Origin of the sequence: Paenibacillus catalpae (assembly GCF_900112695.1) — a bacterium.
GTDB lineage: Bacteria > Bacillota > Bacilli > Paenibacillales > Paenibacillaceae > Pristimantibacillus > Pristimantibacillus catalpae.
Genome location: NZ_FOMT01000006.1, coordinates 138,327 through 160,304 on the forward strand (window position 1 = coordinate 138,327; position 21,978 = coordinate 160,304).

24 protein-coding genes are annotated in these 21,978 nt (G+C 48.7%); 11 read left to right on the forward strand and 13 right to left on the reverse strand.

What is annotated here, in order from left to right; translation table 11 throughout:
* Nucleotides 1-4: 4 nt before the first annotated feature.
* A complete protein-coding gene (locus tag BM200_RS25200) occupies nt 5-583 on the reverse strand; it encodes a TetR/AcrR family transcriptional regulator (protein WP_091189463.1) in 579 nt (192 codons plus the stop codon).
* A 197-nt stretch (nt 584-780) separates the two neighbouring features.
* On the opposite strand from BM200_RS25200, the gene BM200_RS25205 reads away from it, so the two are divergent.
* The 8 genes from BM200_RS25205 (at nt 781) to BM200_RS25240 (ending at nt 8,192) form a co-directional block, all read left to right on the forward strand.
* Nucleotides 781-1,647: an SDR family oxidoreductase gene (locus BM200_RS25205; protein ID WP_091189464.1), complete on the forward strand. Its 867-nt coding sequence runs from the start codon at nt 781-783 to the stop codon at nt 1,645-1,647.
* A gap of 211 nt (nt 1,648-1,858) precedes the next feature.
* Nucleotides 1,859-2,356, forward strand: coding sequence for an RNA polymerase sigma factor (locus BM200_RS25210; RefSeq protein WP_091189465.1), 498 nt, complete (start codon nt 1,859-1,861; stop codon nt 2,354-2,356).
* Nucleotides 2,337-3,206, forward strand: a complete 870-nt coding sequence (locus BM200_RS25215; RefSeq protein ID WP_091189466.1) for a DUF5666 domain-containing protein — start codon at nt 2,337-2,339, stop codon at nt 3,204-3,206. The genes BM200_RS25210 and BM200_RS25215 overlap by 20 nt, the downstream gene beginning before the upstream one ends.
* Nucleotides 3,207-3,341: 135 nt before the next feature.
* Nucleotides 3,342-4,574: an FAD-dependent oxidoreductase gene (locus tag BM200_RS25220; protein WP_175533013.1), complete on the forward strand. Its 1,233-nt coding sequence runs from the start codon at nt 3,342-3,344 to the stop codon at nt 4,572-4,574.
* A gap of 259 nt (nt 4,575-4,833) precedes the next feature.
* Entirely contained in the window at nt 4,834-5,481 is a 648-nt protein-coding gene (locus BM200_RS25225; RefSeq protein WP_245773148.1) for a hypothetical protein, read from the forward strand.
* 39 nt (nt 5,482-5,520) lie between these two features.
* Nucleotides 5,521-6,822, forward strand: a complete 1,302-nt coding sequence (locus BM200_RS25230; RefSeq protein ID WP_175533014.1) for a polysaccharide deacetylase family protein — start codon at nt 5,521-5,523, stop codon at nt 6,820-6,822.
* Between the two features lie 207 nt (nt 6,823-7,029).
* Nucleotides 7,030-7,416 (forward strand): YciI family protein, encoded by a 387-nt coding sequence (locus tag BM200_RS25235; RefSeq protein WP_091189472.1) that lies wholly within the window; start codon nt 7,030-7,032, stop codon nt 7,414-7,416.
* Nucleotides 7,410-8,192: a GNAT family N-acetyltransferase gene (locus tag BM200_RS25240; RefSeq protein ID WP_091189473.1), complete on the forward strand. Its 783-nt coding sequence runs from the start codon at nt 7,410-7,412 to the stop codon at nt 8,190-8,192. The genes BM200_RS25235 and BM200_RS25240 overlap by 7 nt, the downstream gene beginning before the upstream one ends.
* Nucleotides 8,193-8,253: 61 nt before the next feature.
* Here BM200_RS25240 and BM200_RS25245 read toward each other — a convergent pair whose 3' ends face one another.
* Entirely contained in the window at nt 8,254-8,607 is a 354-nt protein-coding gene (locus tag BM200_RS25245) for a hypothetical protein (protein WP_091189474.1), read from the reverse strand.
* Nucleotides 8,608-8,831: 224 nt separating this feature from the next.
* Here BM200_RS25245 and BM200_RS25250 point away from each other — a divergent pair, with 224 nt between their 5' ends.
* Nucleotides 8,832-9,023 (forward strand): hypothetical protein, encoded by a 192-nt coding sequence (locus BM200_RS25250; protein ID WP_091189475.1) that lies wholly within the window; start codon nt 8,832-8,834, stop codon nt 9,021-9,023.
* Between the two features lie 37 nt (nt 9,024-9,060).
* Here the strand turns inward: BM200_RS25250 and BM200_RS25255 are convergent, their stop codons facing one another.
* Nucleotides 9,061-9,702, reverse strand: a complete 642-nt coding sequence (locus tag BM200_RS25255; protein WP_091189478.1) for an NAD(P)-dependent oxidoreductase — start codon at nt 9,700-9,702, stop codon at nt 9,061-9,063.
* A 145-nt stretch (nt 9,703-9,847) separates the two neighbouring features.
* Here BM200_RS25255 and BM200_RS25260 point away from each other — a divergent pair, with 145 nt between their 5' ends.
* Nucleotides 9,848-10,195 carry a winged helix-turn-helix transcriptional regulator gene (locus tag BM200_RS25260; protein ID WP_091189480.1) on the forward strand — a complete coding sequence of 116 codons (348 nt, stop codon included), beginning with the start codon at nt 9,848-9,850 and terminating at the stop codon, nt 10,193-10,195.
* Nucleotides 10,196-10,605: 410 nt separating this feature from the next.
* On the forward strand, nt 10,606-12,114 hold the full coding sequence (locus BM200_RS25265; protein ID WP_091189481.1) for a malate:quinone oxidoreductase: 1,509 nt from the start codon (nt 10,606-10,608) through the stop codon (nt 12,112-12,114).
* A gap of 57 nt (nt 12,115-12,171) precedes the next feature.
* Here BM200_RS25265 and BM200_RS29790 read toward each other — a convergent pair whose 3' ends face one another.
* The 10 genes from BM200_RS29790 to BM200_RS25315 form a co-directional block, all read right to left on the reverse strand.
* Entirely contained in the window at nt 12,172-12,540 is a 369-nt protein-coding gene (locus BM200_RS29790; RefSeq protein ID WP_139230839.1) for a phosphotransferase, read from the reverse strand.
* A 128-nt stretch (nt 12,541-12,668) separates the two neighbouring features.
* Nucleotides 12,669-13,133 carry an SgcJ/EcaC family oxidoreductase gene (locus BM200_RS25275; RefSeq protein WP_091189485.1) on the reverse strand — a complete coding sequence of 155 codons (465 nt, stop codon included), beginning with the start codon at nt 13,131-13,133 and terminating at the stop codon, nt 12,669-12,671.
* Between the two features lie 107 nt (nt 13,134-13,240).
* Nucleotides 13,241-14,755: an alpha/beta hydrolase family protein gene (locus BM200_RS25280; RefSeq protein ID WP_175533015.1), complete on the reverse strand. Its 1,515-nt coding sequence runs from the start codon at nt 14,753-14,755 to the stop codon at nt 13,241-13,243.
* A 13-nt stretch (nt 14,756-14,768) separates the two neighbouring features.
* The gene (locus tag BM200_RS25285) at nt 14,769-15,542 is read right to left on the reverse strand and encodes an ABC transporter permease (RefSeq protein ID WP_175533016.1); all 774 of its coding nucleotides are present in this window, start codon (nt 15,540-15,542) and stop codon (nt 14,769-14,771) included.
* Nucleotides 15,535-16,455, reverse strand: coding sequence for an ABC transporter ATP-binding protein (locus tag BM200_RS25290; protein ID WP_091189490.1), 921 nt, complete (start codon nt 16,453-16,455; stop codon nt 15,535-15,537). Before BM200_RS25290 ends, BM200_RS25285 begins: the two co-directional genes overlap by 8 nt.
* 117 nt (nt 16,456-16,572) lie before the next feature.
* On the reverse strand, nt 16,573-17,496 hold the full coding sequence (locus tag BM200_RS25295) for a sensor histidine kinase (protein ID WP_091189492.1): 924 nt from the start codon (nt 17,494-17,496) through the stop codon (nt 16,573-16,575).
* Between the two features lie 4 nt (nt 17,497-17,500).
* Nucleotides 17,501-18,202 (reverse strand): response regulator transcription factor, encoded by a 702-nt coding sequence (locus BM200_RS25300; protein WP_175533017.1) that lies wholly within the window; start codon nt 18,200-18,202, stop codon nt 17,501-17,503.
* Between the two features lie 71 nt (nt 18,203-18,273).
* Nucleotides 18,274-19,119, reverse strand: a complete 846-nt coding sequence (locus tag BM200_RS25305) for an AraC family transcriptional regulator (RefSeq protein ID WP_091189495.1) — start codon at nt 19,117-19,119, stop codon at nt 18,274-18,276.
* A gap of 157 nt (nt 19,120-19,276) precedes the next feature.
* Entirely contained in the window at nt 19,277-20,248 is a 972-nt protein-coding gene (locus BM200_RS25310) for an alpha-E domain-containing protein (protein ID WP_091189497.1), read from the reverse strand.
* A gap of 33 nt (nt 20,249-20,281) precedes the next feature.
* Nucleotides 20,282-21,754 carry a circularly permuted type 2 ATP-grasp protein gene (locus BM200_RS25315; RefSeq protein ID WP_091189499.1) on the reverse strand — a complete coding sequence of 491 codons (1,473 nt, stop codon included), beginning with the start codon at nt 21,752-21,754 and terminating at the stop codon, nt 20,282-20,284.
* Between the last annotated feature and the right edge of the window lie 224 nt (nt 21,755-21,978).

A 21,978-nucleotide genomic window follows, 5' to 3' on the forward strand; every position in this document is an offset into this window, starting at 1 on the left:
TGACTTACTCCATAACAGGCGCCAGGCTTGCCGCTGCAACAACCAGTACATCCCGCACCATCTGATCCATAGGACGTTTGTGAGAACTGCGGCTCCACTGTACGGCTGATCCGAATATGCCCCAGCTGACAACGAGAGCGGCAGTCTCAACGATTTCTCGAGAGGCGTTAGAATTCTGTTTACTCAACCAGTTGAACAGAAGCTGGTGAAGCTCATTCTGCATGGCAACCTCGAATAGAGGTTCGAATTGACTGTCCGCAGGAGTCATATACTGCCGGGTACGGGAAAGGAAGTCGAATACGCTTGTAATAAGGGCTTTCAGGCTCAACATATCTGATAATGAGCCGCTCGGCAGCTCGGTTTCCAGCTTTGTCTGGAACTTCTCCCTCATCCAGCTTTCCAGGAACGCGTATTTATCTTCAAAATGGGCATAAAAGGTGGCGCGGTTTACCGTAGCCCGTGCCGCAATATCCTGCACGGAGATGGAATAGATATTTTTCTTCTCATTAAGAATCTCCATAAAAGCCTGCATCAGCAGCTGACGCGTTCGTTTGACGCGGGGGTCGTTTATATTTACCGGCATTTTTAACCTCCTCCTACCGGTTAACCCAACAAACATGCATCCGTGTTGTGTAAGCAACCAATACGTCTTATTGCTGATTGCGAGGGTTTTTCAGGTGGCCTATTATGATATCTACACTGTAGTATACACAACAATGTTATTTAGACAACGGTGTAGAGTTAGTCTTCATAAACAGGAAGAAGGAGGAGGATATCATCATGATTATTATTACGGGAGCAAGCGGCCAGCTTGGCCGGCTGGTGGTGAATCAGCTGCTTGAGCGTGTTCCGGCCGATCAGATTGGTCTAAGTGTAAGGGATACAAGCAAGGTTAACGATCTTCGGGAGCGGGGAGTCCGCGTGCGTCAGGGCAATTATAACGATGCGGAAAGTTTGGCTCATGCATTCGAAGTGGCTGCTCAGGTTCTTATTGTGTCGTCCAATAGTCTTGGCGATGCTGCTCTCAAGCACCATCGCACGGCAATTGAGGCGGCCAAGAAGGCAGGTGTTCATCGCATTCATTACACCAGTCAGATGGGAGCTTCGCCAATGTCTTATTTCCCGCCGATGGTGGACCATGCCGCTACCGAAGATGTCTTGCAAGCATCGGGCGTGGCGTTTACCTCCCTTCGCAATGGCTTTTACGCGGGCTCGGCACTCATGATGCTTGGTGACGCTCTTCAATCGGGTATACTGGCAGCACCGGAAGATGGGCCAGTAGCTTGGACGGCTCATTCCGATTTGGCGGAAGCGGCTGCGATAGCAATCAGCGAAGGGGGACTTGAGGGCATTACTCCGGTTCTTACGGCTTCGGAAACGTTCGACCTTGCCGGCATCGCGGCGATGGCCTCCGAGCTGACCGGCCGCCTGATTCGCCGGGTTGTTGTGCCGGATGACGAGTATCGGGCGGGTCTGCTTGCTCATGGTCTGCCTGAAGAGAGAGCGGATATGTTTGCGTGCCTCTTCAAAGCAAGCCGTAATGGCGAGTTCGCGCGCACGGATGGGGCACTAGCCAGGCTACTCGGCCGGGAGCCTGTCCAGATGAGAGAGTTTTTGAAAGCTAATCTTATAGGTAATATCAAGTAATGAGGAAATACCCATCTATTAATGAGGCAAATTCCATCCTGCATGCAGGAAGAGGAGTTTGCCTCTTTGTCTTTTTTGGGCGATTGGGGTAATTTACATGTCGGGAAATTGCAGTCATTCACGGCCTTTGTTACGTCTTTAAAAAATAATTAGTATCGAATGAAAAATAATTGGGCACTCAGTTGTATTACAAGTGAAAGGAGGTGCTGAGGTGTACAATTCATATGAGCTCAATGAATCTGTGCGACGGGCCTTGGATCTATATTCGCAAAGCATGATCAAGATTGCTTTTGCTTATTTGAAAAATATAGCGGATGCAGAAGAAGTGACGCAGGAGGTTTTCCTGACGTATCTGCAAAAGCGCCCTGTCTTTGAGAACAGTGAACATGAAAAAGCATGGTTGATTCGAACAACCATTAATAAAAGCAAAAATATGCTGAAAACCGGATGGTTCAAAAGCAGAAACCCTGTGCCCGAAGACCTGAGCTACCTCCCCAAGGAAGAAAGTGAGGTCCTGCAGGCCGTACTCTCCTTAGACAAGAAGTATCGCATTCCCATTCATCTGCATTATTACGAAGGATACTCAATCCAGGAGATAGCGGCAATTATGCAGGCTAAGTCCGCAACGGTAGGAACTTGGCTTGCCAGAGGACGTTCACTCTTAAAAGAAAAGATTGGAGGCCTGGAGGATGAAGAAATCTGTTTATAAATCCGCGATGTCCCGCGTGCGAACCAGCGAGGACTTCAAAGAGGCAACCTATCAGAAGTTAATGCTGGAATTAGATAAATCAACAATTAACCCTACAAATAACTCTACAATTCAAAAGGGGCGGATTAAAATGGAAAAAGCAAACAAAAAGAAATTGACTGGTTGGACAGTAGGTATTGCAGCAGCAGCAATCTTGGCGGTTGGCGTAATTAGCGTAAACCAAAATCAAAATAACCCGGCGTCCGCCCCAACAAATCAGGAGCAAACGGCTGACGCAACATCCAAGCCTCCTATCATGGGCAAAGTTGCGGTTAACATCGACGGCGTGATCTCTGAAGTAAGCGAAGACGGCAAAAGCTTCAAAGTAGGCGACCTGTGGGTAGAAGTAACGGATAAAACACAGCTGGGAAGCAGCGAGCCAACAGCGGCAGAGCCGTCCCAAGAGCTGCTCAATAAAGAATTTAAAGTAGGCAACATCGTTTCCGGCTTTACTTCCCAGGACGTAAGCACAGGTAAAGTATCGGCTGATGTGATCTACAACCTTATCGCGCCTGAGAAAGAGGATGCCGGCAAGCCAGCTACTACAGGCAAAATGGCGGTTAACATTGACGGCTTTATCTCCGAAGTAAGCGCAGACGGCAAAAGCTTCAAAGTTAATGATGTATGGGTAACGGTAACTCCTGACACCATTATGGGCATTACTGAACCAACAGCTGGCGAACAGTCCGACGAGCTGCTGCAAAAAGAATTCAAAGTCGGCAACGCGGTATCCGGATTTACAACGGAAGACCTGAGCACCGGCAAAGTAAATGCAACCCGTATTTACAACAACTTTGCTCCACAAAAATAATAGGTATATTTAGAAAAGGCACCTCTCGGGGTGCCTTTTCTTTTTGAGCAGCTCCGATTTTTTCACGTGAAACATTTATATATACCATGCTTATCGACATACGTATATGGGAGGAAGAAGAAGCGGGGGATGCTTATGCGTATCGGAATCATTGGCGGAGGAATTGGCGGATTAACGCTGGCACAGGCTTTGCGGGCGAAAAACATCGATGTTATTGTGTTCGACCGTGATCCTGGACCGTGGAGGACGCCAGGGTACCGTCTGCATCTTAGCGGAGAAGCGCTGTCAGCCTTGCGGCAAGGATTGCCGGAACGATTTGAGCAAGCCATACGGGCTAGCGGTACTGGCCCGGAGGCATTTCGGACCTTCTCGATTATGGACCATCGAGGGAAAACGCAGTTTCTTATACCTTCTCCTGCCGGGGAAGATCTGGCGATGATTGGGCGGGTACCGCTTCGGACCATTCTTGCTGCAGAGATGGAGGACATTATCCGTTGGGGTGTCCGTTATGAGCGGTATGAGGAGCGGGAATCCGGTGTGCGGCTGTACTTCAACAATGCTGCCAGCGAAAAGGTGGATATATTGGTTGGAGCCGATGGCGTTCGTTCACTAGTAGGGCGTCAATTATTGGGAAGGCCAAGCGCAAAGTCTGCAGGCATTATTGGTATAGCTGGGAAAACGCTGCTGACTGACGCTATACGCATAAGCTTGAATAAAGACCTGTACCAGGGCCCCGGCTTTGTAATCGGACCAAAGGGTGTAGGTGCGTTTTATACGATTCATGATCTATCTGGCGGAAGTGTCTTGGATGGTGGCACAACGAATTCACTTATACGGACAGAAGAGCCGTACATGGTTTGGTCGGTAGCGGCACCGCTATCTATCTACAGTGCTGATCCGGCGAAGCTGACGTCCGGGCAGCTAATGGAGGAGACGCTCCGACTCATTCGGGATTGGTCACCAGTCTATCGGCAAATTGTCCAACAGGCCACGCCAAACAGCGCTGCTGCATTTCCGTTCTGGTTTCCTGCGGCTCTGGCCCCATGGATGAGCCGAAGGGTGACGCTGATCGGGGATGCGATTCATCCCATGCCTCCAACTGCAGGTCTTGGCGCAAGCACGGCAATCATCGATGCCGTTACGCTGGCCCAACTGCTCGCAACAACTACGGATGCTGCTGACGCGCTGAAAGCCTATCAAACCGAGATGCTTAAATACGCGCCGCGAGCCGTAGATGAGGCCAGACCCCCGCTCATCTGGCAGCAGCGATTTGCCAATCCATTGCTGCGAGTAACCGCTATGCAGGTTTTCTTTCCGGCCGCCAACGCATTTGTGAAGTGGAAAACACAATTTAAATCTCGGACTTAAGCACGTGAGCGATTTTGCGAAAGTAGGCTAAACGTTGGCATCCTCCTGCAATACCACTCCTTTAAGCCTAGTTACATGGACGCAATTAGGTACTTTAGCCCCGCATATAAACTTGGAAAATTAATCTATAATGAAGGAAACATTTTTCGATATTAATCGACATATTTTCTCAGAAAAGGTGAGTTGATCTATGTTTTCTCCTTTCCAAAAGAAGAAAGAGCAGCAGCAATCGCGAGAGGATCTTGGGATAAGGAGGGACTTGGAAGAACCTCAGGAGGAAGTGTCGGTTACTTCAGCCAAGGCTGAGCAGAGTGATGAGCCTTCAGGCTCGATTCTGATCAATAAGGGCCACATGGACAAACGGTCGCTTGATCTCGTATTTGCTGTTGAGCAGATGATTAAGGCCAAGCAGCACGTCGAAATGAGCCATAACGATCTGCAGGACCGGCTGGGACATGCGAATGGCCAGATTGACCGGTTGAACAGAGATTTGAAAAACCTCGGCAAGGTCATTGAGGAGCGCGAGAAGAGTATTCTGGATCTCGAGAAGAGACTTAGCGATAAGAATCTGAAGGTTGACCAGATGATGGATGACTACCGTGAGCTTCATTCCACCTTATCCGGCGAGGTTGAGGAACTTAAGAGCGTCATTGAGCTCGAGCGCCAGAACTATGCCGGACTCTTGCAGAAGCACAATGAGACGACTGCCGATAAGAATAAGAAAATAAATGAGCTTGAGGAGAAGAATACAAGGCTGGAAGCCGAGCTCTCCCAAATGAAACAGAAATTCGATGCTCTTCGCCAGGAGAAGACGCATCTTCTTAACATTGTAAATGACTTTACGAACCGGCTGACGTCTCCGTTTGCACCAAACACAGGCTCTATTGATGGAGGTTCATCCGATTAAGGTCATGCCGGGAATGCGAAGAGAAGGACGATGGTGGGGATGGAGACATACAGCACGCAGGTGATGGAGCTGCTGTCTCTTGGGAGGACCTCAAGTGGTGTTAGCCAGATGAAGATCGCCGTCACCCAAGACGACAAGTATGCAACATACGTAATCGAAATGGATGAGTTTACGTTCCTTGAACTTGAAGCACTGGGGCCATTGCATGGAGACAGGATTCGCATCTCTCCTTACTCCAAGTGGGATCCTTACCGCAAATCGTATTATAGCTCCATAATCCGAACGACAGGGAGCATCCGCGTCCCGTTGTATTTTGCATGTAGTGAAGCTTATGTCCATATGATCCAGCAGATCCGGCAAGGAGAGCTTGCGCCCGTTCCTCCAGAAGTGGAAATGAAGATAGCCGAAGTGCTGCATGGGAATCCAAGCCGTACTAAGCTCCGGAGCCGTTTCTCCGCGCGTTTGCCGAAGATTGCGGTTGCTATTCTGATCATGGTTGGTCTATTGGCTATTCTGTCCATCGCAACCGGAGGCAGGGTAGATTCCGCACGCATGCTGGGCGGACAAGTCGCCAAGGCTAAGGTAACGAGCGGCGATTCGACGAGTTTGCCAGCTGCACACGCTTCAACTTCTGCAGTCAGCGGCAGCAGCATGACGGCACTCTCACGGGATGGCGCGGTTATTACGGCTGATCAGACCGTAGCGGAGCAGGATTCGGTGCCTCCCGAAGAACAGGAGAAGCAGTCCAGCTTCACCATTATCGATATCGATGAAAAGAAGAAGTTTTTCGGACTGTCAAAGGAATATGTAGCTTTAACCTTTGATGATGGGCCATCCAAGCTGACGAAGGAAATCGTAGATATTCTGACGGAGCAGAAGGTGCCGGCGACATTCCTGTTTATAGGGCAAAATGTTGCGCATCATGAAGAGGCCGTTACTTATGCCTCGAAGCAAGGCATGTCCATCGGCAATCATTCCTGGGATCATAGTATAATGACTAAATTTACTCTTGCAGCTCAGAGCGAGAATCTCTCCAAGGCAAACAAGGCGATCGAAGCTCTGACCCATACGCCAGTTACCTTGTTCCGCCCGCCATACGGCGCGGTTAACGATGATTTGATCTCTGCGGCCAATAAGCAGCAAATGAAGACATTGCTCTGGAACCGCGACCCGGAAGACTGGAACGCAAAAAATCCGGAGGACATCATTCGTTACTTCCATCATGTAGAAGCGGCCGGCGGCATCTATGTGCTGCATGAAGACAAGAACACCTTAGAGGCGCTGCCAGCTATTATCAACTATTTAAAAAGCAAGGACTTAACGTTCGTTGCTTTCCGGTAATCATACTTTACTAATATCATTCGCAGCGAAGCACCCGTTTGGGTGCTTTTTTTATGGATTGCAAGAAAAAAAATTTCGGCAGGAAAAGGGAAGCAGGTTTCAGGCCATGTTCAGAGAAAATTAAATCTTGAGCATCGGTCGATTTTGCCGGATTCCATTCGTTGAAGATATATAATCCATAATCTAATGGTAAAGGAGAATATAACTATGAAATTCCTTTGTTTAGGTTATTTGAATGCAGAGAAAATGGATGCTCTTCCTAAAGAGGAGATTAATGCTGTGATGAGCCATTGTCCCCCTCATCTCGAGGAACTGTATAAGAGCGGTCAAGTGATGATGGATGCCGGGCTAGCCGCGGAGGCCAAAAGCCTGCGGCGGGCTAATGGGAAAATTAAGGTGCTGGACGGCCCCTTTACCGAGACGAAGGAGATGATTGGCAGCGCGTTTATCATTGAAGCAGAGAGCATGGAGGAAGCTATCCGGATCGCCTCACTGCATCCAGCTGTACAGGTAGGGGAAGGTGAACGGTTCGAATGGGGGATCGAGATCCGTCCGATACATTATTTCAAGGGAGAGAACGAAACGGTATGGTAATTCAAGAATGTACCTTCGATGAAATTCAGCTTCTCGTTACAGAATATCTGGAAGGCTTGTCCTCGCCATTTGATTCTTTCCTGGAGGATCATATTTTGTCCTCCGCCTTTTACCGGATTCAGGACAGCTCGGAGGATATCGGTTATTATGCTTTACATAACGGTGAGCTGCTGACGCAGTTTTATATCCGGAAGTCATCTTTGAAGCATGCCCAGAGCTTGTTTCTTGAAGCACTTGAACGGCATGCCGTTAAGAATCTGTTCGTACCGACCTGCGATGAGCTGTTCCTAAGTCTCGCCATAGATCAGGACTTCAAGATTAACAAGCAGGCTTACTTTTTCCAGGACAGTCAGGTGGATATCGCAGTAAGCAAAGCGGACGGGGAAGTGTTCCGGCTTGCTGAAGAGGCCGATCTTCATCCTATCCAGCAGGTGTGCGGAGATTTTCTGAGTGATTATGAGCAATGGCTTGCTGGCGGCAGGTTGTTTGTATACTACAGAGGCGAGAATCTACTTGGCGTTGGAATTATGGAGCAGTCGAAGATGTTCAACGGATACGCAAGCATCGGGATGTTTGTGAATGAGTCCTTTAGGAAGCAGGGGAACGGGAAAGCAATCATCATCCATATGCGCAATTGGTGCAGAGAGCATGGCATTATCCCGATCTGCGGCTGCTGGTATTACAACGAAGCATCCAAACGAACCTTGGAGAGCGCAGGCATGGTGACGAGGACAAGGCTGTTAAATATGGAAGTGTCTTCGCAAGCCAAAGCCTAACGATGATATAGAGCAGGGCTTCCCGCAGGGGGGCCCTGCATAGCGGATGATGGCTGGCGCCTTACAGAACAGAAAGATAGCTCCGGGATGTCTGAAACAGGATGTCGGGATCCGGCTGTTCTTCCTCAGCTTTGCTGCTCAGATTCGATAAGGCCATGAGCACCAGACCGGTTTTCGTGTCGCCCCAGACGCTCCGGTTCGCAAGAGCGGTATGCCTGGCTTCGGCCAGAGACAGCTTGTTTAACCGAAATAGAAAGTTAGCCCATGGAACGATATCGAAATACGGGACATCAATGGCAATGACGCATTCACCCCAGCCTGTATGAGTACCGCTGGTCATGCTCAGGAGTCCGTAATGGCAGTTTTCCTTGCTGAAATGATAAAGCTGTATTCCCGATATTGCTTCCGCATTCATATGTAACAATCCCTTCGTGTTAGGTTAAGCAAGTAATAGAATCGTACTCCGAATAGAGCTTGGTGTAAAATGAGGCTTTTCTTGATTTAAGTCATATCGGATCAATTAATCGCATTTGCCTTGATTAGGACCGGTAAAATGATTTAGCTATCCATCTTGCCATCATTAATCTTTCGATAATGTGATTTTTCAATTTTCAATGGGATATAGCGGAGGGCTCCAGCATGAATAAAGCACTGCTCGAAGGAGGACTGTCCCTGATTGCTCAGTGCAAGCCGAGGACGGGGGATATTTGGGAGAGAACGGGTGAGGCACAACTTGATTTTTTCGGCGGCAAGCCTGATGGCACTTCGGGAGCTAGATGGCTGGGGGACACCGAGGCTATGGAGAAATTCCGGTATATCATTTGCAGCTAAACAAAGAATGCCTCCCAATTCGGGAGGCATCTTAGCTTTATTCGGCTTCGCCAACAAGCGTAAATCTTTGATTCACATGCTGCGGTTTTTCGATTTCATCCAGCACGGCGACAGCATAGTCGGCATAGCTGACGTAACTTTGGCCTTGGCTGTTAACGATGACATGATCGAGGCCTTTCTTATATGCTCCTGTCCGCTTGCCGTCTGGATCAAAGAAAGCTGCCGGGCTAATGTAAGTCCATGTGATCGAGTCCGAGCTTCTCAGCTCATCCAGCTGTTTGCCGGCATTGGATGCTGTCGGATATACAAAAGCCGGGAAGTCAGGTGTGTCCATCAGCTTGGTTGTATTTTGCTCATCAACATAGAGGCTTCCGGCACCGCCAACTACGATGAGCTTCGTGTTTGGAGCATCTTTGAGAGCCTGAACCACAACTCTTCCTGCATCCACATAGAGATGTTCTTCTCCTTCGGCAGCTTTAAATGTGTTAACAACAACGTCAAAGGCTGACAGATCAGATCCCTTGAGACTGAAAATATCCTTCTCGAGAACATTAACGTTTGTAGCCGTTAATTTCGAAGCATTTCTTACAATAGCGGTCACCTCATGACCCCGCTCTACAGCTTCCTTCAGAATCAGGCTTCCGACTTTGCCATTTGCCCCAATGATACCAATCTTCATGATCTATTCCTCCATTTTGGTTTATGGATAAGTTGTGCGATTAAGCATAATCTAATATTATTTCCTTAGTTCGATTTTTTAAAGTAGTCATAATAATATTACCTAGTCATAAAAACAGAACCATGGACGAAATGGGGGATTAACGATGGCCCGCAGCTCATTCGAAGGGGAAATTCCGGTAGAGCAAATCGGGGTTTGTCCGGTAACCGAGACGCAGAACGTTATTGCAGGCAAGTGGAAAATTATTATTTTATGGCATTTGCGGGAGACCAAGCGGTTTGGGGAGCTTCAAAGACTTGTCCCCGGCATCTCGAAGGCCATATTAACCAGTCAGTTAAGAGAGCTTGAGAAGGATCGGATGATCAACAGGAAGGTCTATCAGGAAGTGCCTCCGAAGGTCGAGTACTCGCTGACGGAAGCAGGAGAGCAATTCATCCCTATTCTTGAAAGTATGGGGGAATGGGGCAAGAAATATGCGGTGAACAAGAAGTAGTGGGACCTTTCCAAACAACCTTCCGTCTATATAAATAAGTGTGGTACGGGAGGTAGCATTGGCATGTTGGCCAATCTATCACCAAGAAGACAAGGCTGTATACGAAGCACTGTTATATCTGGAATATTCCAAATGAAGTGATAAGCTGAATAAATAAGAAACCACTCCAATGTTTGGGGTGGTTTTGCTGTTTTTCGGGTTGTCCGGGGTTACATATGTGGAGAATTGTTCAGGGAATGGTTAAAAAATCATGTGTAAATAGCGTCGATTATAGCTTGAAACTGTCGTATAATAGAAATAGACATTATCTATTGTTATCGTGAAACAAATTATTTTAGATACAGAAAAGATGTGTGAAACAGGAGCGTGAACATCCTTTCTGCAAATCGAAGGGTATAAGGACGGTTAAAATGAGCAAACAAACGAAAACAGACGTAATCTTAATTGGTGCCGGCATCATGAGTGCTACCTTGGGCTCATTGCTGAAGGAATTAAAGCCGGACTGGGAAATTACAGTGTTCGAGCGGCGTGCCACGGCCGGTGAGGAAAGTTCTAACGAGTGGAACAATGCAGGAACAGGACACTCGTCGCTATGCGAGCTGAACTACACAACGGAAAAACCGGACGGATCCATTGATATCAGCAAAGCGATTAAAGTTAACGAAGAGTTTCAGGTATCGAAGCAGTTCTGGTCTTATCTTGTTAACAGCAATCTGATCCGTAATCCGCGGGATTTTGTTGTACCCGTTCCTCATATGAGCTTTGTGCAAGGGGAAAAAGATGTAACGTTCTTGAAGAAGCGTTTCGAAGCTTTGTCGGTGAACCCATTGTTCGAAGGCATGGAATTCTCGGATAGCCCGGAAAAGCTGGCGCAATGGATTCCGCTTATGATGAAAGACCGTAAAGTGAATACGCCTATCGCAGCGACCAGAATTGAGTCCGGGACGGACGTCAACTTTGGTGCTTTAACGCGCATACTGTTTAATCAATTGAAGAAGCAAAACGTCGACATAAACTTCAACCATAATGTAGACGATATTAAACGTGCAAGCGACGGCTCCTGGGAATTGAAAGTCCGCAATCTGGGCAGCGGCAGCACGGAACGCATTAATGCGAAGTTCGTCTTCATCGGCGGCGGCGGCGGAAGTCTGCACCTGCTGCAGAAATCCGGCATTGAGGAAGGCAAAGGCATCGGCGGCTTCCCGGTAAGCGGTCTGTTCATGGTCTGCAAGAAGCCGGAAGTTGTAGCCCAGCATCGCGCGAAGGTTTACGGTCAAGCTCCGGTTGGCGCACCGCCAATGTCCGTACCGCATCTGGATACACGCGTTATCGATAATAAAGAATCGCTGTTCTTTGGGCCGTTTGCCGGCTTCACGCCAAAATTCCTGAAGTACGGTTCGATGCTCGATTTGTTCACTTCGATCAAGCCGCATAACCTTACGAATATGATGGCCGCTGGCGCGAAAAATATGTCTTTGACGACTTACCTGATCAAACAGCTGATGCTTTCGAAAGAACAGCGCATGGAAGCTTTGCGCGAATTCATTCCGAACGCGAAGAGCGAAGATTGGGAACTGCTCGTAGCAGGCCAACGCGTACAGATCATCAAAGAAACACCGGCAGGCAAAGGTACGCTTCAGTTCGGCACAGAAGTGATCAGTGCTGCTGACGGTTCGATTGCGGCCCTGCTTGGCGCTTCGCCAGGTGCATCCACAGCCGTATCGGTTATGCTCGAAGTGATCGGCAAATGCTTCCCGCAGCATGTTAAGGAGTGGGAACCAAAACTGAAAGAAATGATTCCATCCTATGGAGTTAAGCTGCTGCAGCATCCTGAGCTGATCGAGCAGATCAATGCCACAACAAATGAAGCTCTTGGCCTGGCAGGCAAAAAACAAACAACAAGCTCGGCGTTGGCATAACGCCCGTTCTATAAAATAAGCCTTCGATTGCTGCAACAGCAATTGAAGGCTTTTTTATTAAGCGCGAATCTCTTCCACGAGTTTCTCTACATCGCTCATAAGATCAGGTATCCACGCCTCGGAACCGGGAATGATCTCTGTCCCGCCGTAGACAAGCCATCGTAAGGTCTTTATGAGCCAGCATAAACCTCCTACGGATATTTGCCAGTTCAGTTGCCCGATATCGATATTAGATACGTCTTGATAAGCAGCATTTACTTCCTCCCTGGATAGACCGGCCAAAGCTTGAGCTTCTCTTATTAAGCAGTATAAGTCCCCCAGATGAGGACTTAAGTAGGCGAGGGACCAGTCAATCGGCATAATGCCGCCGTTCTTTTGAATCAGCAGATTTTTGGCATGGTAATCATGATGGACAAGGGTGACGATATAGACTTATGTTTTCCGCTCTGCTATGATGTTGAATAAGGTCTTGGGAAAATTCGGGACTCTTTTTTTATGTCTTTTTACGGTTCTTAATCATAACAAAGGCCATCCAATCCGGATGGCCTTCATTTTTATGCATGGGCAGACGATTTGCTCTTGGGCTGAAACAAGAGGCGGGTGAGCCAGTTGAACTTTTTGATCCGGCAGTTATGGAATGCGGCGATTTTCCATTCGCCGTTTTGCCTGACCAGCACGTTGGTGTTAATCGAATCACGGCTGGCAGGCGCTTTCTTTTGCCATCGCATCAGAACGGCTCCGGTCGCGTGGGCCAGGGCAACATCCGGAGTGAGAAAGCGTAGATGCATTTCCCTTAGGTCTGCGATCATCTTTGATCCGCGCAGCGGGCCATCCCATAATGCCTGGTGGGCACTGTCGATTTCACTGCGGCCTTTCAGGTGCTCGCCGAAGAAAGTAACATAGTCCGCATCCGGGGTGAAGAACTCGCTGTAGGCCTTGCCGTCGCCCTGATCCCATGCTTTGTACAAAGCCCGGAATACATTGTGTATGGCCTGAATATCCTCTCGATTATCCGGCATCAGCTTCCATCCTCTCTGGAGATTCCTCTTTGCCCCTAATTATATAGGAATCGCCGAGTGGGTTAATCACCCGCAGGAAGGAACCCTCCTCAGACCTTGGGCGGGGATTAAAGCTTTATTTTCTCCAGCTCCGGGTACTCCCGAGGCAAAGCGTTTAAGGTATCTTCCGTCACGCCTTTCAGATGTTGATCGAAGAACGCCCGAGTCAGAGCCTCGGTAACGACAAGGCATCTAGCCGGATCTGTCTGACCGCCTATGCCAATTAGATTACGCAGTTTATTAGAACCGATGAACAGGCCGATATCCGTGAATTTCATATGATCGCTGCCTGCAATCGTAAATAGATTGCCGGATTCGTGAAGCACTTCTGTAAGTCCGATTACATTTTGCCGTGCTTTGTTATAGGCCTCCTCATAGGCTTCTCTCGTGCCGTATATCGACTCCGAGATCAGCTTTTCCTGTTCCTCCGCGGGCACTGCATTCAAATCTTGATACAGCGGTTTGCGATTCTTGATCTGCTGAATATGGTTCTTATCGTTCGCCAGCATAAGGAACGGAGCGATAATCGTCTCTTTGCCAGGCTTCATATAAACGGCACCGTCTAAATCAATGGCTGCCTTTACACGGCTGTCATGAATGGCCAGATTATAGGCAGCTGCTCCCCCGACCGAATGTCCAGCAGCTCCAATATGATTAAGATCTAATTTCCCTTTAAAGTCTACGTCCTGTGTGCCGTTGCCTTCGTTCAGCCCGCTTAGCTCGTCCATGACGAAGGAGGCGTCATCGGCCATAATTTGTGTGATGATCTCTGCCGGTTCTGCGGTATGGAAGTCGGTTGTCGCCTCCATGGCCGAAACGGTATGATCGGGAAACACCGTGCCTGCCGATACGAATGTATGATCGATGGCCGCTACGATATACCCATGGCTGGCCAGATCCTCGTATTGCGAGGTGTGAACAGCCGCTGACGTGCCTGCACCATGGGAGAACAGAATAACAGGATATTGTTGAAGCTGTCCGGATACCGGCAGATCTGCCTTCGTATCGGTTGTTACAAGCCCAAGGTGCCCAAGCACAAATGCAGGCACGTGAAAGAATGAGGCGAATAAGGTCAGGAGTTCGGACTGCAAATAAGGCTCGTAGGGCTTGGAGTTATCTTCCTCTGCCGGGTAATACAGCTTCACCATCAGCTCACGCTTTTTCGGCGACTTGTCAAGAAACGGATCATCCCGGTTCTCATCAATCAGATGCAGCTCCTCTACGCCTATCTTGTAGTCGCCGGTAGGCTGCGGAAGGGAGAAAACAGGAAGGGCATAAGAGAGGAATGAAGTTAGGGCAAGACATCCTATGGACAAGCAAATGACAAAACCCTTCAGCAATTTCGGCATTTTCTTTGCATACAACCTGGTTGTTGTCTTGAATAAAGTGTAGATAACCAGAAGTCCAACGTAGCCGTAGGCGAGAAACATCTGGAACCGGAAGCCTTCAACAAGGCCGTGCAAAAGGAGTGCAGCCAAATTAACCGCGGCCGTTCCTATCCATATTTGCTTGGAAGGTCTGCTAAAACCGAGGAATAGCGACAATATATTGATTGCAATAAGCGCGATCTCTACTATTCTCATGCTGCACGCCTCCTCAAGATCCGCTGTGAACATCGGATTTGATGTAGTAGAGGAGGCTGAAGGCAAGCGAGAGAAGGAAGGTTAATGTCAAAATGATCAGCGCGGGAACCCCATAGGGGTTAGCGCCCGTATTGTCTGCAATATCCTGGGCAAGATGACGGACCGGCCAGTAAGGCGTGAGCCAAGGGAACAGTATGCCGCCCTGACCATGGCCGATCTTGCCAATAACGGTGACAATGGTTGCGAACACTCCAAGTACGGCAGCAGGGATGACATTTTTGGCGATCAGGCTAACAGCTGCTGCAACCGGAATCGTGCCAAATGAAAGGATGCAAATTCCTGCATTCGTCTTCAGGCCAAGCCAGATGATCTCAAAGCCGATGCGGCCCTGCAGCAGCATGACAATGCCGACGACAACCGCGGTCACGCAGGACAATACCGTTGTTATGACAATAAGAATAAACACAACAGAGAGTTTGGCCGTAAGGATTTTTGCACGTGATACCGGATAGGCAAACAACTGGTTAACCGTACGCTCCTGATACTCCCTCGAGATAATATAGGCTGTGAACAGAGCGAATATGGACGGCGCCACCATAACAAGCATCATTCCTTGCCGGTAGAACATATCCTGCATGTCTATTCCTGCTGGTGTTCCATCCGGCGTTACTTTTGGCAGGAAGGCAAACAAGGCAACGAGATTGGCAGGAATCGCTCCGAACAGCACAAGCCAAGGGATTTTCGTGGATTTAAGCTTTAACAGCTCGGTATAGATGACGTTAAACAAGCGGAGCACCCCCCGTTACTTTCAGAAAATAATCCTCCAGGCTATCTCCGGACAGCCGGATCTCCCTAACGGCAACCTCATGATTTGTCAGCGTCAGATTGACTTTTGCCGGCTGATCGAGCAAATCATAAAGATGCAGAATACCGGGATCGGCGATACGGTAATCGGATACGCCAAGCTTTTGCTCCAGCACATAGGCGGCCTTCTTGTCGTCGTCAACCTTGATCTCAAGATAATGCCGGGTCTTTCTTTGGAAGTCCTCGTAGTCGATTTCCTCCAGCAAATTCCCCTGATGTATGATTCCGATCCGGGTAGCCAGCTGCTCGACCTCGCTAAGCAGATGACTAGAGATTAGAAAGGTGATCCCGCGTTGCCTGGCCAGATCGAGGAACAGCTGACGGATTTCCTTAATGCCAGCCGGATCCAGTCCATTCGTAGGCTCATCGAGAACAAGCAGTTCGGGATGATGAAGCAGTGCGCGGGCTATGCCAAGTCTTTGCTTCATGCCAAGCGAGTAGTTTTTCACCTTCTCATTTCGGGCTTCAAGCAGGCCCACAAGGGATAATACCTCTTCGATGTACTCTTTGTTGCCCATACCCATCAGACGGCGATGAATATCCAGATTGTCCACTGCGTTCAGGTTGAGATAAAATCCCGGGTACTCAATGATAGCGCCGATACGCTCCATTGCTCTTGCTCTGCCGCCGCGGACACCTTCGCCAAACCATTCGACTTCTCCCGAAGTGGGGCGGATCAGCCCCATGATCATACGTATCGTTGTGGTCTTGCCAGCCCCGTTTTGTCCGAGAAAACCGTAGATATCGCCTTGCCTGATCGTCATATTGAGGTTATGGACGACCGTTTTGCCGCCATAACGTTTCGTTAAATGATTCGTTCGCAGTACATAATCCACGAATATCAACTCCTTTCGAAGCTTATTGTACAGAACACTTTTCACAGGGCATTAATAAATACCTTACAAAAACCTTAAATCGAATCATAAAAAGAAAAAGTCAAACCGGATGACGGTTTAACTTTTCATAAGGTTGAAAGAAAATATCGTTTTCTCGTTAGGCGCGCTGTGGGCCGTGATCTGCCCGCCTTGCTTCTCGACCAGGTTTTTCACAATGGTTAGTCCAAGGCCGGTGCCCCGAAGAGAGGCATTCCTGGATGCTTCGCCGGTATACAGCCGTTCGAAAATATAGGGCAGATCATGAGCGGCAATTCCTTGTCCCTTATCCCAGACATCCACCAGAACGGAGCCGGATTGTTCCCGAATGCGAATCCCGATCTCGCCGCCGTCTGTGCCGTAACGTAAACTGTTGGACAGAAGATTGTTCATAATGCGCCGCAAAAAAGCCTTATTTCCTCTGACATAGAGAGGCGAGTCGGGCATTTCAATAACAGGTGTAAGGCCTGCCTTGGTCAACTCCGGGTAGAAATCAATAAGAACCTCGTGTACAAGCTCAGTCAGGTTAATGCGCTCCAGATCAGGGGTAGAATCATCGGTCTCGAGCCGCGCTAATTCAAAGAAATCCTGCAGCAGGGCCAGCAGATCGTCGCCTTTGTTCACCGCTACACGGAGAAAGGCTTCTTTCTCCTCGGCGGATAAGCTTGTGTCCTGCTGAAGGGCTTCCATATAGCCTAGTAAGGAAGTCAGCGGAGTGCGGAGATCATGCGACATATTTGCAATCATCCGTTTGCGTTCTTCTTCCAGAAATCTTGTCCGCTCGAAGGCCTTTTGGAAGTAGTCGACCAGCCGGTTGAGCTCAGCTCCCAATTCCGAGAGGGCTTTATGGTTCGTATGAAGTCGGTAGCGCAGATTGAGATTGCCGCTGCGGACTTCTGCCGTGGTCCGCGTTATGTTCTTCATTTCATTTTGAAGCTGAACATATTTGAATAAGACGATAAAGATAACTAGCAGAAGGGCAACGATAAAGGCCCAATATAACATCCGTTCACCCCTCGCCCAGCTTGTAGCCAAATCCCCAGACCGTTTGTATATAAACAGGGTTGGAGGGGTCTTTCTCGATCTTTGTCCTTATCCGGTTAATATGCACCATTACGGTGTTATCGTCGGCCATGCTTTCTTCCTGCCACACCGCCTGGAAGATATGAGACTTGGCAAATACCCGGGTGGGATTGGAGAGGAACAGCTTTAAGATGGCATATTCTTTGGCGGTAAGCGGCTTTTTCTGCCCTCTCACCGTAAGCTCGCAGGAGCCGGTGTCCAGCTCTAAATCCCCATGCTTAAGAACTTTAGGCGCGGCCGCGGAATGATCCGGCTGGAAACCGATATACCGGCGAAGCTGGGCTTTAACCCTTGCAACAAGCTCTCCGATTGTGAAAGGCTTGGTTATGTAATCGTCCGCTCCAAGCTCGAGCAGACTTATTTTGTCCATCTCTCTGTCTTTGGCCGACAAAACAATAACAGGCGTGGTTCTGGTCTCGCGGATTTTGCGTAAAATTTCTGGACCGTCAACAACGGGCAGCATTAGATCGAGAAGAATCAGCTGGTAGTCGTCTTTGGCCAAATACGCCAAAGCTTCCTTGCCGTTATAGGCGGATTGCGTTTCGTAGCCTTCCTTCTTTAAGTAGCGGGCAACCAACTGGTTAATTTCCAGATCGTCTTCAATAATCAAAATGCGGGTAGAGATCATCACGATTCCCCTATCATGGCAGTTATCTTCCATTCAAACCGAATATACCGTATGTATGCCCCGGACTCAAGCTAACCCCGCCCGGCACGCAGACGGTATTCCGTCGGGGAGCAGCTTGCTTCTTTGCGGAAAGCCTTGGCAAAGTGATTGGTGTCGGGGAAACCGACCAGTTCTGCAATTTCCTTGATCGCAAGGTCGGTGGAGCCAAGGAGTGACTTGGCCTTCTGCATTCGCTTGCGGTTCAAATATTTGAGCGGAGAGACCGCAAAATGCTTGTTGAAATAACGGACAAGATAGTTGGGTTGAAGATGGACATGCTTTGCCAGCTGCTCAAGTGTTAAGGGCTCGGACAGATTGGCATCGATGAAGGCTTCAATCTGCCTTAATCGTTCAATCTCGCCAAGCCGGCCCGGTACGAATCTGAGATGAGTGTCAGACTGGGAAAGGAAGATGGCGATGATGTCGAGGAGGATAGCTTTTTCCCGGATCCTGGCCAAGTAAGAACGATCCTGATACAGCTCTCCAAGCTCGCGGAACAGGTTCACTAAGGAATCCATATGAATAGGAGAGACATCGAGAATATGAGGGACCTCCAGCCATTGGAACAGATCCATCTCTCCCATCGTCGCGGTAAAATGGCACCAATATTTCGAATAGGGGTGATCGCTTACCGCGGAGTAGGATTGCAGAACATGGGCGGGCATATGGACAAGCTGTCCGGGTGCGGGGCGGTATTCCCGGCCGTCGATCTTAAGCCAGCCTTCCCCTTCGCAGATCAGATAAAATTTATTATAAGAAGGTACATAATCAAGCTCGCACCATTGCGGGGAGCATTCGGTATAATAGGCTTCCTCCAGATGAACCTGCAGGTGCTGAATCATTTCGTTAAGAAACTCATGATTAGGGTTAAGCGGCATGAGGACACCTCGAATCAGGTTAATCAATAAAAATGTGATGCCTTTATCATATCACAATTGACCCCTGGACTAATGGGGGAATAACTTAGCTGTAAACAAACAAAAAACCGTTTCTGCACCCGCCGGTAATGGCTGCAGAAACGGTTGACAGTCTTGTTCATAACTGAGCAGGAACATGCTGTTCCTCTTGTTGACAGGCCTTGGCAATGATTGCACCAAGATCACCCGAAGAGTGTGACAGCTGCACCAGGAGCAGCAATACTTCCTCGGTCACATGGTCGCCATAACGCTGCTTATTTGCACGTATACACGACAGGACATCACTTGTTTGGATAGACAGTGTTTTGATGGAATGATGAAACAGAGGGCTCTTCTCAATATGGAAGGCCAGCGAATTGATCGCAAATCGGACGGAACGCGGGAATTCCGCATTCAGTAGAAGGAACTCCGTTACTTCAGTAAGCTGGACGTCCTGAGCATGGAACTTTCGGAATGCTTCATAACCTCCGCATGATTTAAGAAGGACAAGAAAACGATTATAACGGGCATCCTTATCAAGCTTCTTCGCGTCCTTCAGCAGGTTGCGGTAAGTTGCATGCACGATGCGGACGGTACCGGTTAACCGTTCGATGAATTTACCGGCTTGAAGGAGATTCCAGCTTTGCCCGCGGACCATCAAGGAATCCGCAGTACCGTTAAACATGGCGAGCCATTCGCTGACGTGTTTATAGAACATATAAGGTGACTGCGACATCATCTTGTTCACGTCCTGATCCTTCAGCCATAGATAGAAGGAATTGACGATATCCCACAGCTCGCCGGGCAGCATAGGCCGCAAGGTGCGGATATGGGTTCTGGCCTGCTGAACGGAGGAAAATATACTGTCTGCATTCGACCGTTCGAATGTCAGGTCATGGAGGACATCCCATTCATTCGTTTGGGGCTGCGCCAGCTTGAATTCATCGATATCGCCAACAGCTGCTGCAAGCCGCTCCCACGCATAGCTCTGCTCACCTTCAATGAGCTCATCGCGCATACTATAGTAGTTATTAATAATGCGGGAATAGTTGTCCGCCCTCTCTAGCAAACGTCCGATCAGGAGCAGCAATTCCGCATAACGGGTTATCATGGTTATCACCTCATATAAGTGTATGAAGCCGAATTACGTTAACACCCAGGTATCCTTCGTGCCGCCGCCTTGGGATGAATTAACGACCAGCGAGCCCTCTTTCAGTGCAACGCGGGTTAGACCGCCAGGAACGACGTAGGTTTCGGAGCCCATAAAAGTAAAAGCGCGCAGGTCGATATGTCGAGGAGCAACACAGCCGCCTGTAAGCGAAGGACTGCAGGACAGTTTAATGGTAGGCTGGGCAATATATCGCTCCGGCTGCCGCACAATTTTCTCGCCAAAGGCCTTGATTTCTTCTTCGGTAGCCGTTGGGCCGATCAGCATGCCATATCCGCCCGATAAGGATCTTTCTTTTACAACCATATCGGACAAGCGGGATAACACATACTCTCTCTCGTGAGGTCTTGTTAAGATATAAGTCGGGACGTTATCGAGGATGGGTTCTTCCTGAAGGTAGTAACGGATCATATCAGGCACGAATGCATACACCGCTTTATCATCGGCCACCCCTGTGCCAGGCGCATTCGCCAAGGCCACATTGCCGGCAATATACGCATCCATGAGGCCCGGCACGCCGAGCAAAGAATCTTTGCGGAATACGTGAGGATCCAGATACTCATCGTCTATGCGGCGGTAAATCACATCAACCCGGCGAAGCCCGTCTATGCTTTTCATGTAGACAACCCGGTCTTTGACCATAAGATCGCTTCCTTCAACCAGATCGATTCCCATTTCTAGCGCCAGAAACGTATGGTCATAATAGGCGGAGTTATAGATGCCAGGGGTAAGGAGTACAACGAGAGGATCGGGTTTGGCATTCGGAGCTAAGCAGCGAAGGCTGCTCAGCAGAGCATTCATGCTATGGTCAATACTGCGAATTCGTTGATCGAAAAACAATTCGGGCAGCAGGGACGTCGTAAGAGCCCGGTTCTTATATACATAGGACAGGCCCGAAGGGGTCCGAAGATTATCTTCAAGTACATAAAATTCTCCTGAGTGGCCGCGAATAATATCAATACCGGATAATGGAATATAAGTGCGGTTTGGAACATCCACTCCAACCATCTCGGGCACAAAATAAGGATTATTTAGAACCATATCGCTGGGAATGAGTCCGTCTTTCAATATGTTCTGCTCATGATAGATATCCCATATGAAGAGATTCAGCGCTTTGACCCGCTGCTTCAGACCTTGATTCAGATGAAGCCATTCGTCCGAAGTAATGACCCTCGGCAGCATGTCGAAGGGAATCGTTCTCTCCTGCGAGGATTCCTCCGGATTATTGCTATATAGAGTAAAGGTAATACCTTGCTTCACCATTTCTTCTTGCATCATGGCGTCGCGCCTTTGTAATTCGCTTAGTCCCATCTTGGAGAGCCGCTGCAGAATTGCACCGTAGTGGGCTCTGCCCTTGCCCCGCCTTTCAAACATTTCATCGTAATAAGCCGGATGTTCATAATCAGCGAAAAGCTGGTTCATGTTATCCTTCATCATAACCATGGCCATGACAGAAATCCCTCCATTGTTCGTATTGCTTGATCCCTTATAAGCGTGTAAATTTATATGACATTTGGATAACAACGCAAGTATAGAGCAACGGGTCACTGAATGTATGTCGAAACTCCTTGCGTAAATGTGTCTGTTTTGTGACAATTCAAAAACCAGCATTTACTACTAATTTTTGCTATATTCACTTGTTTGTAAGAATAGTAAGATAAGGGAAATGAATA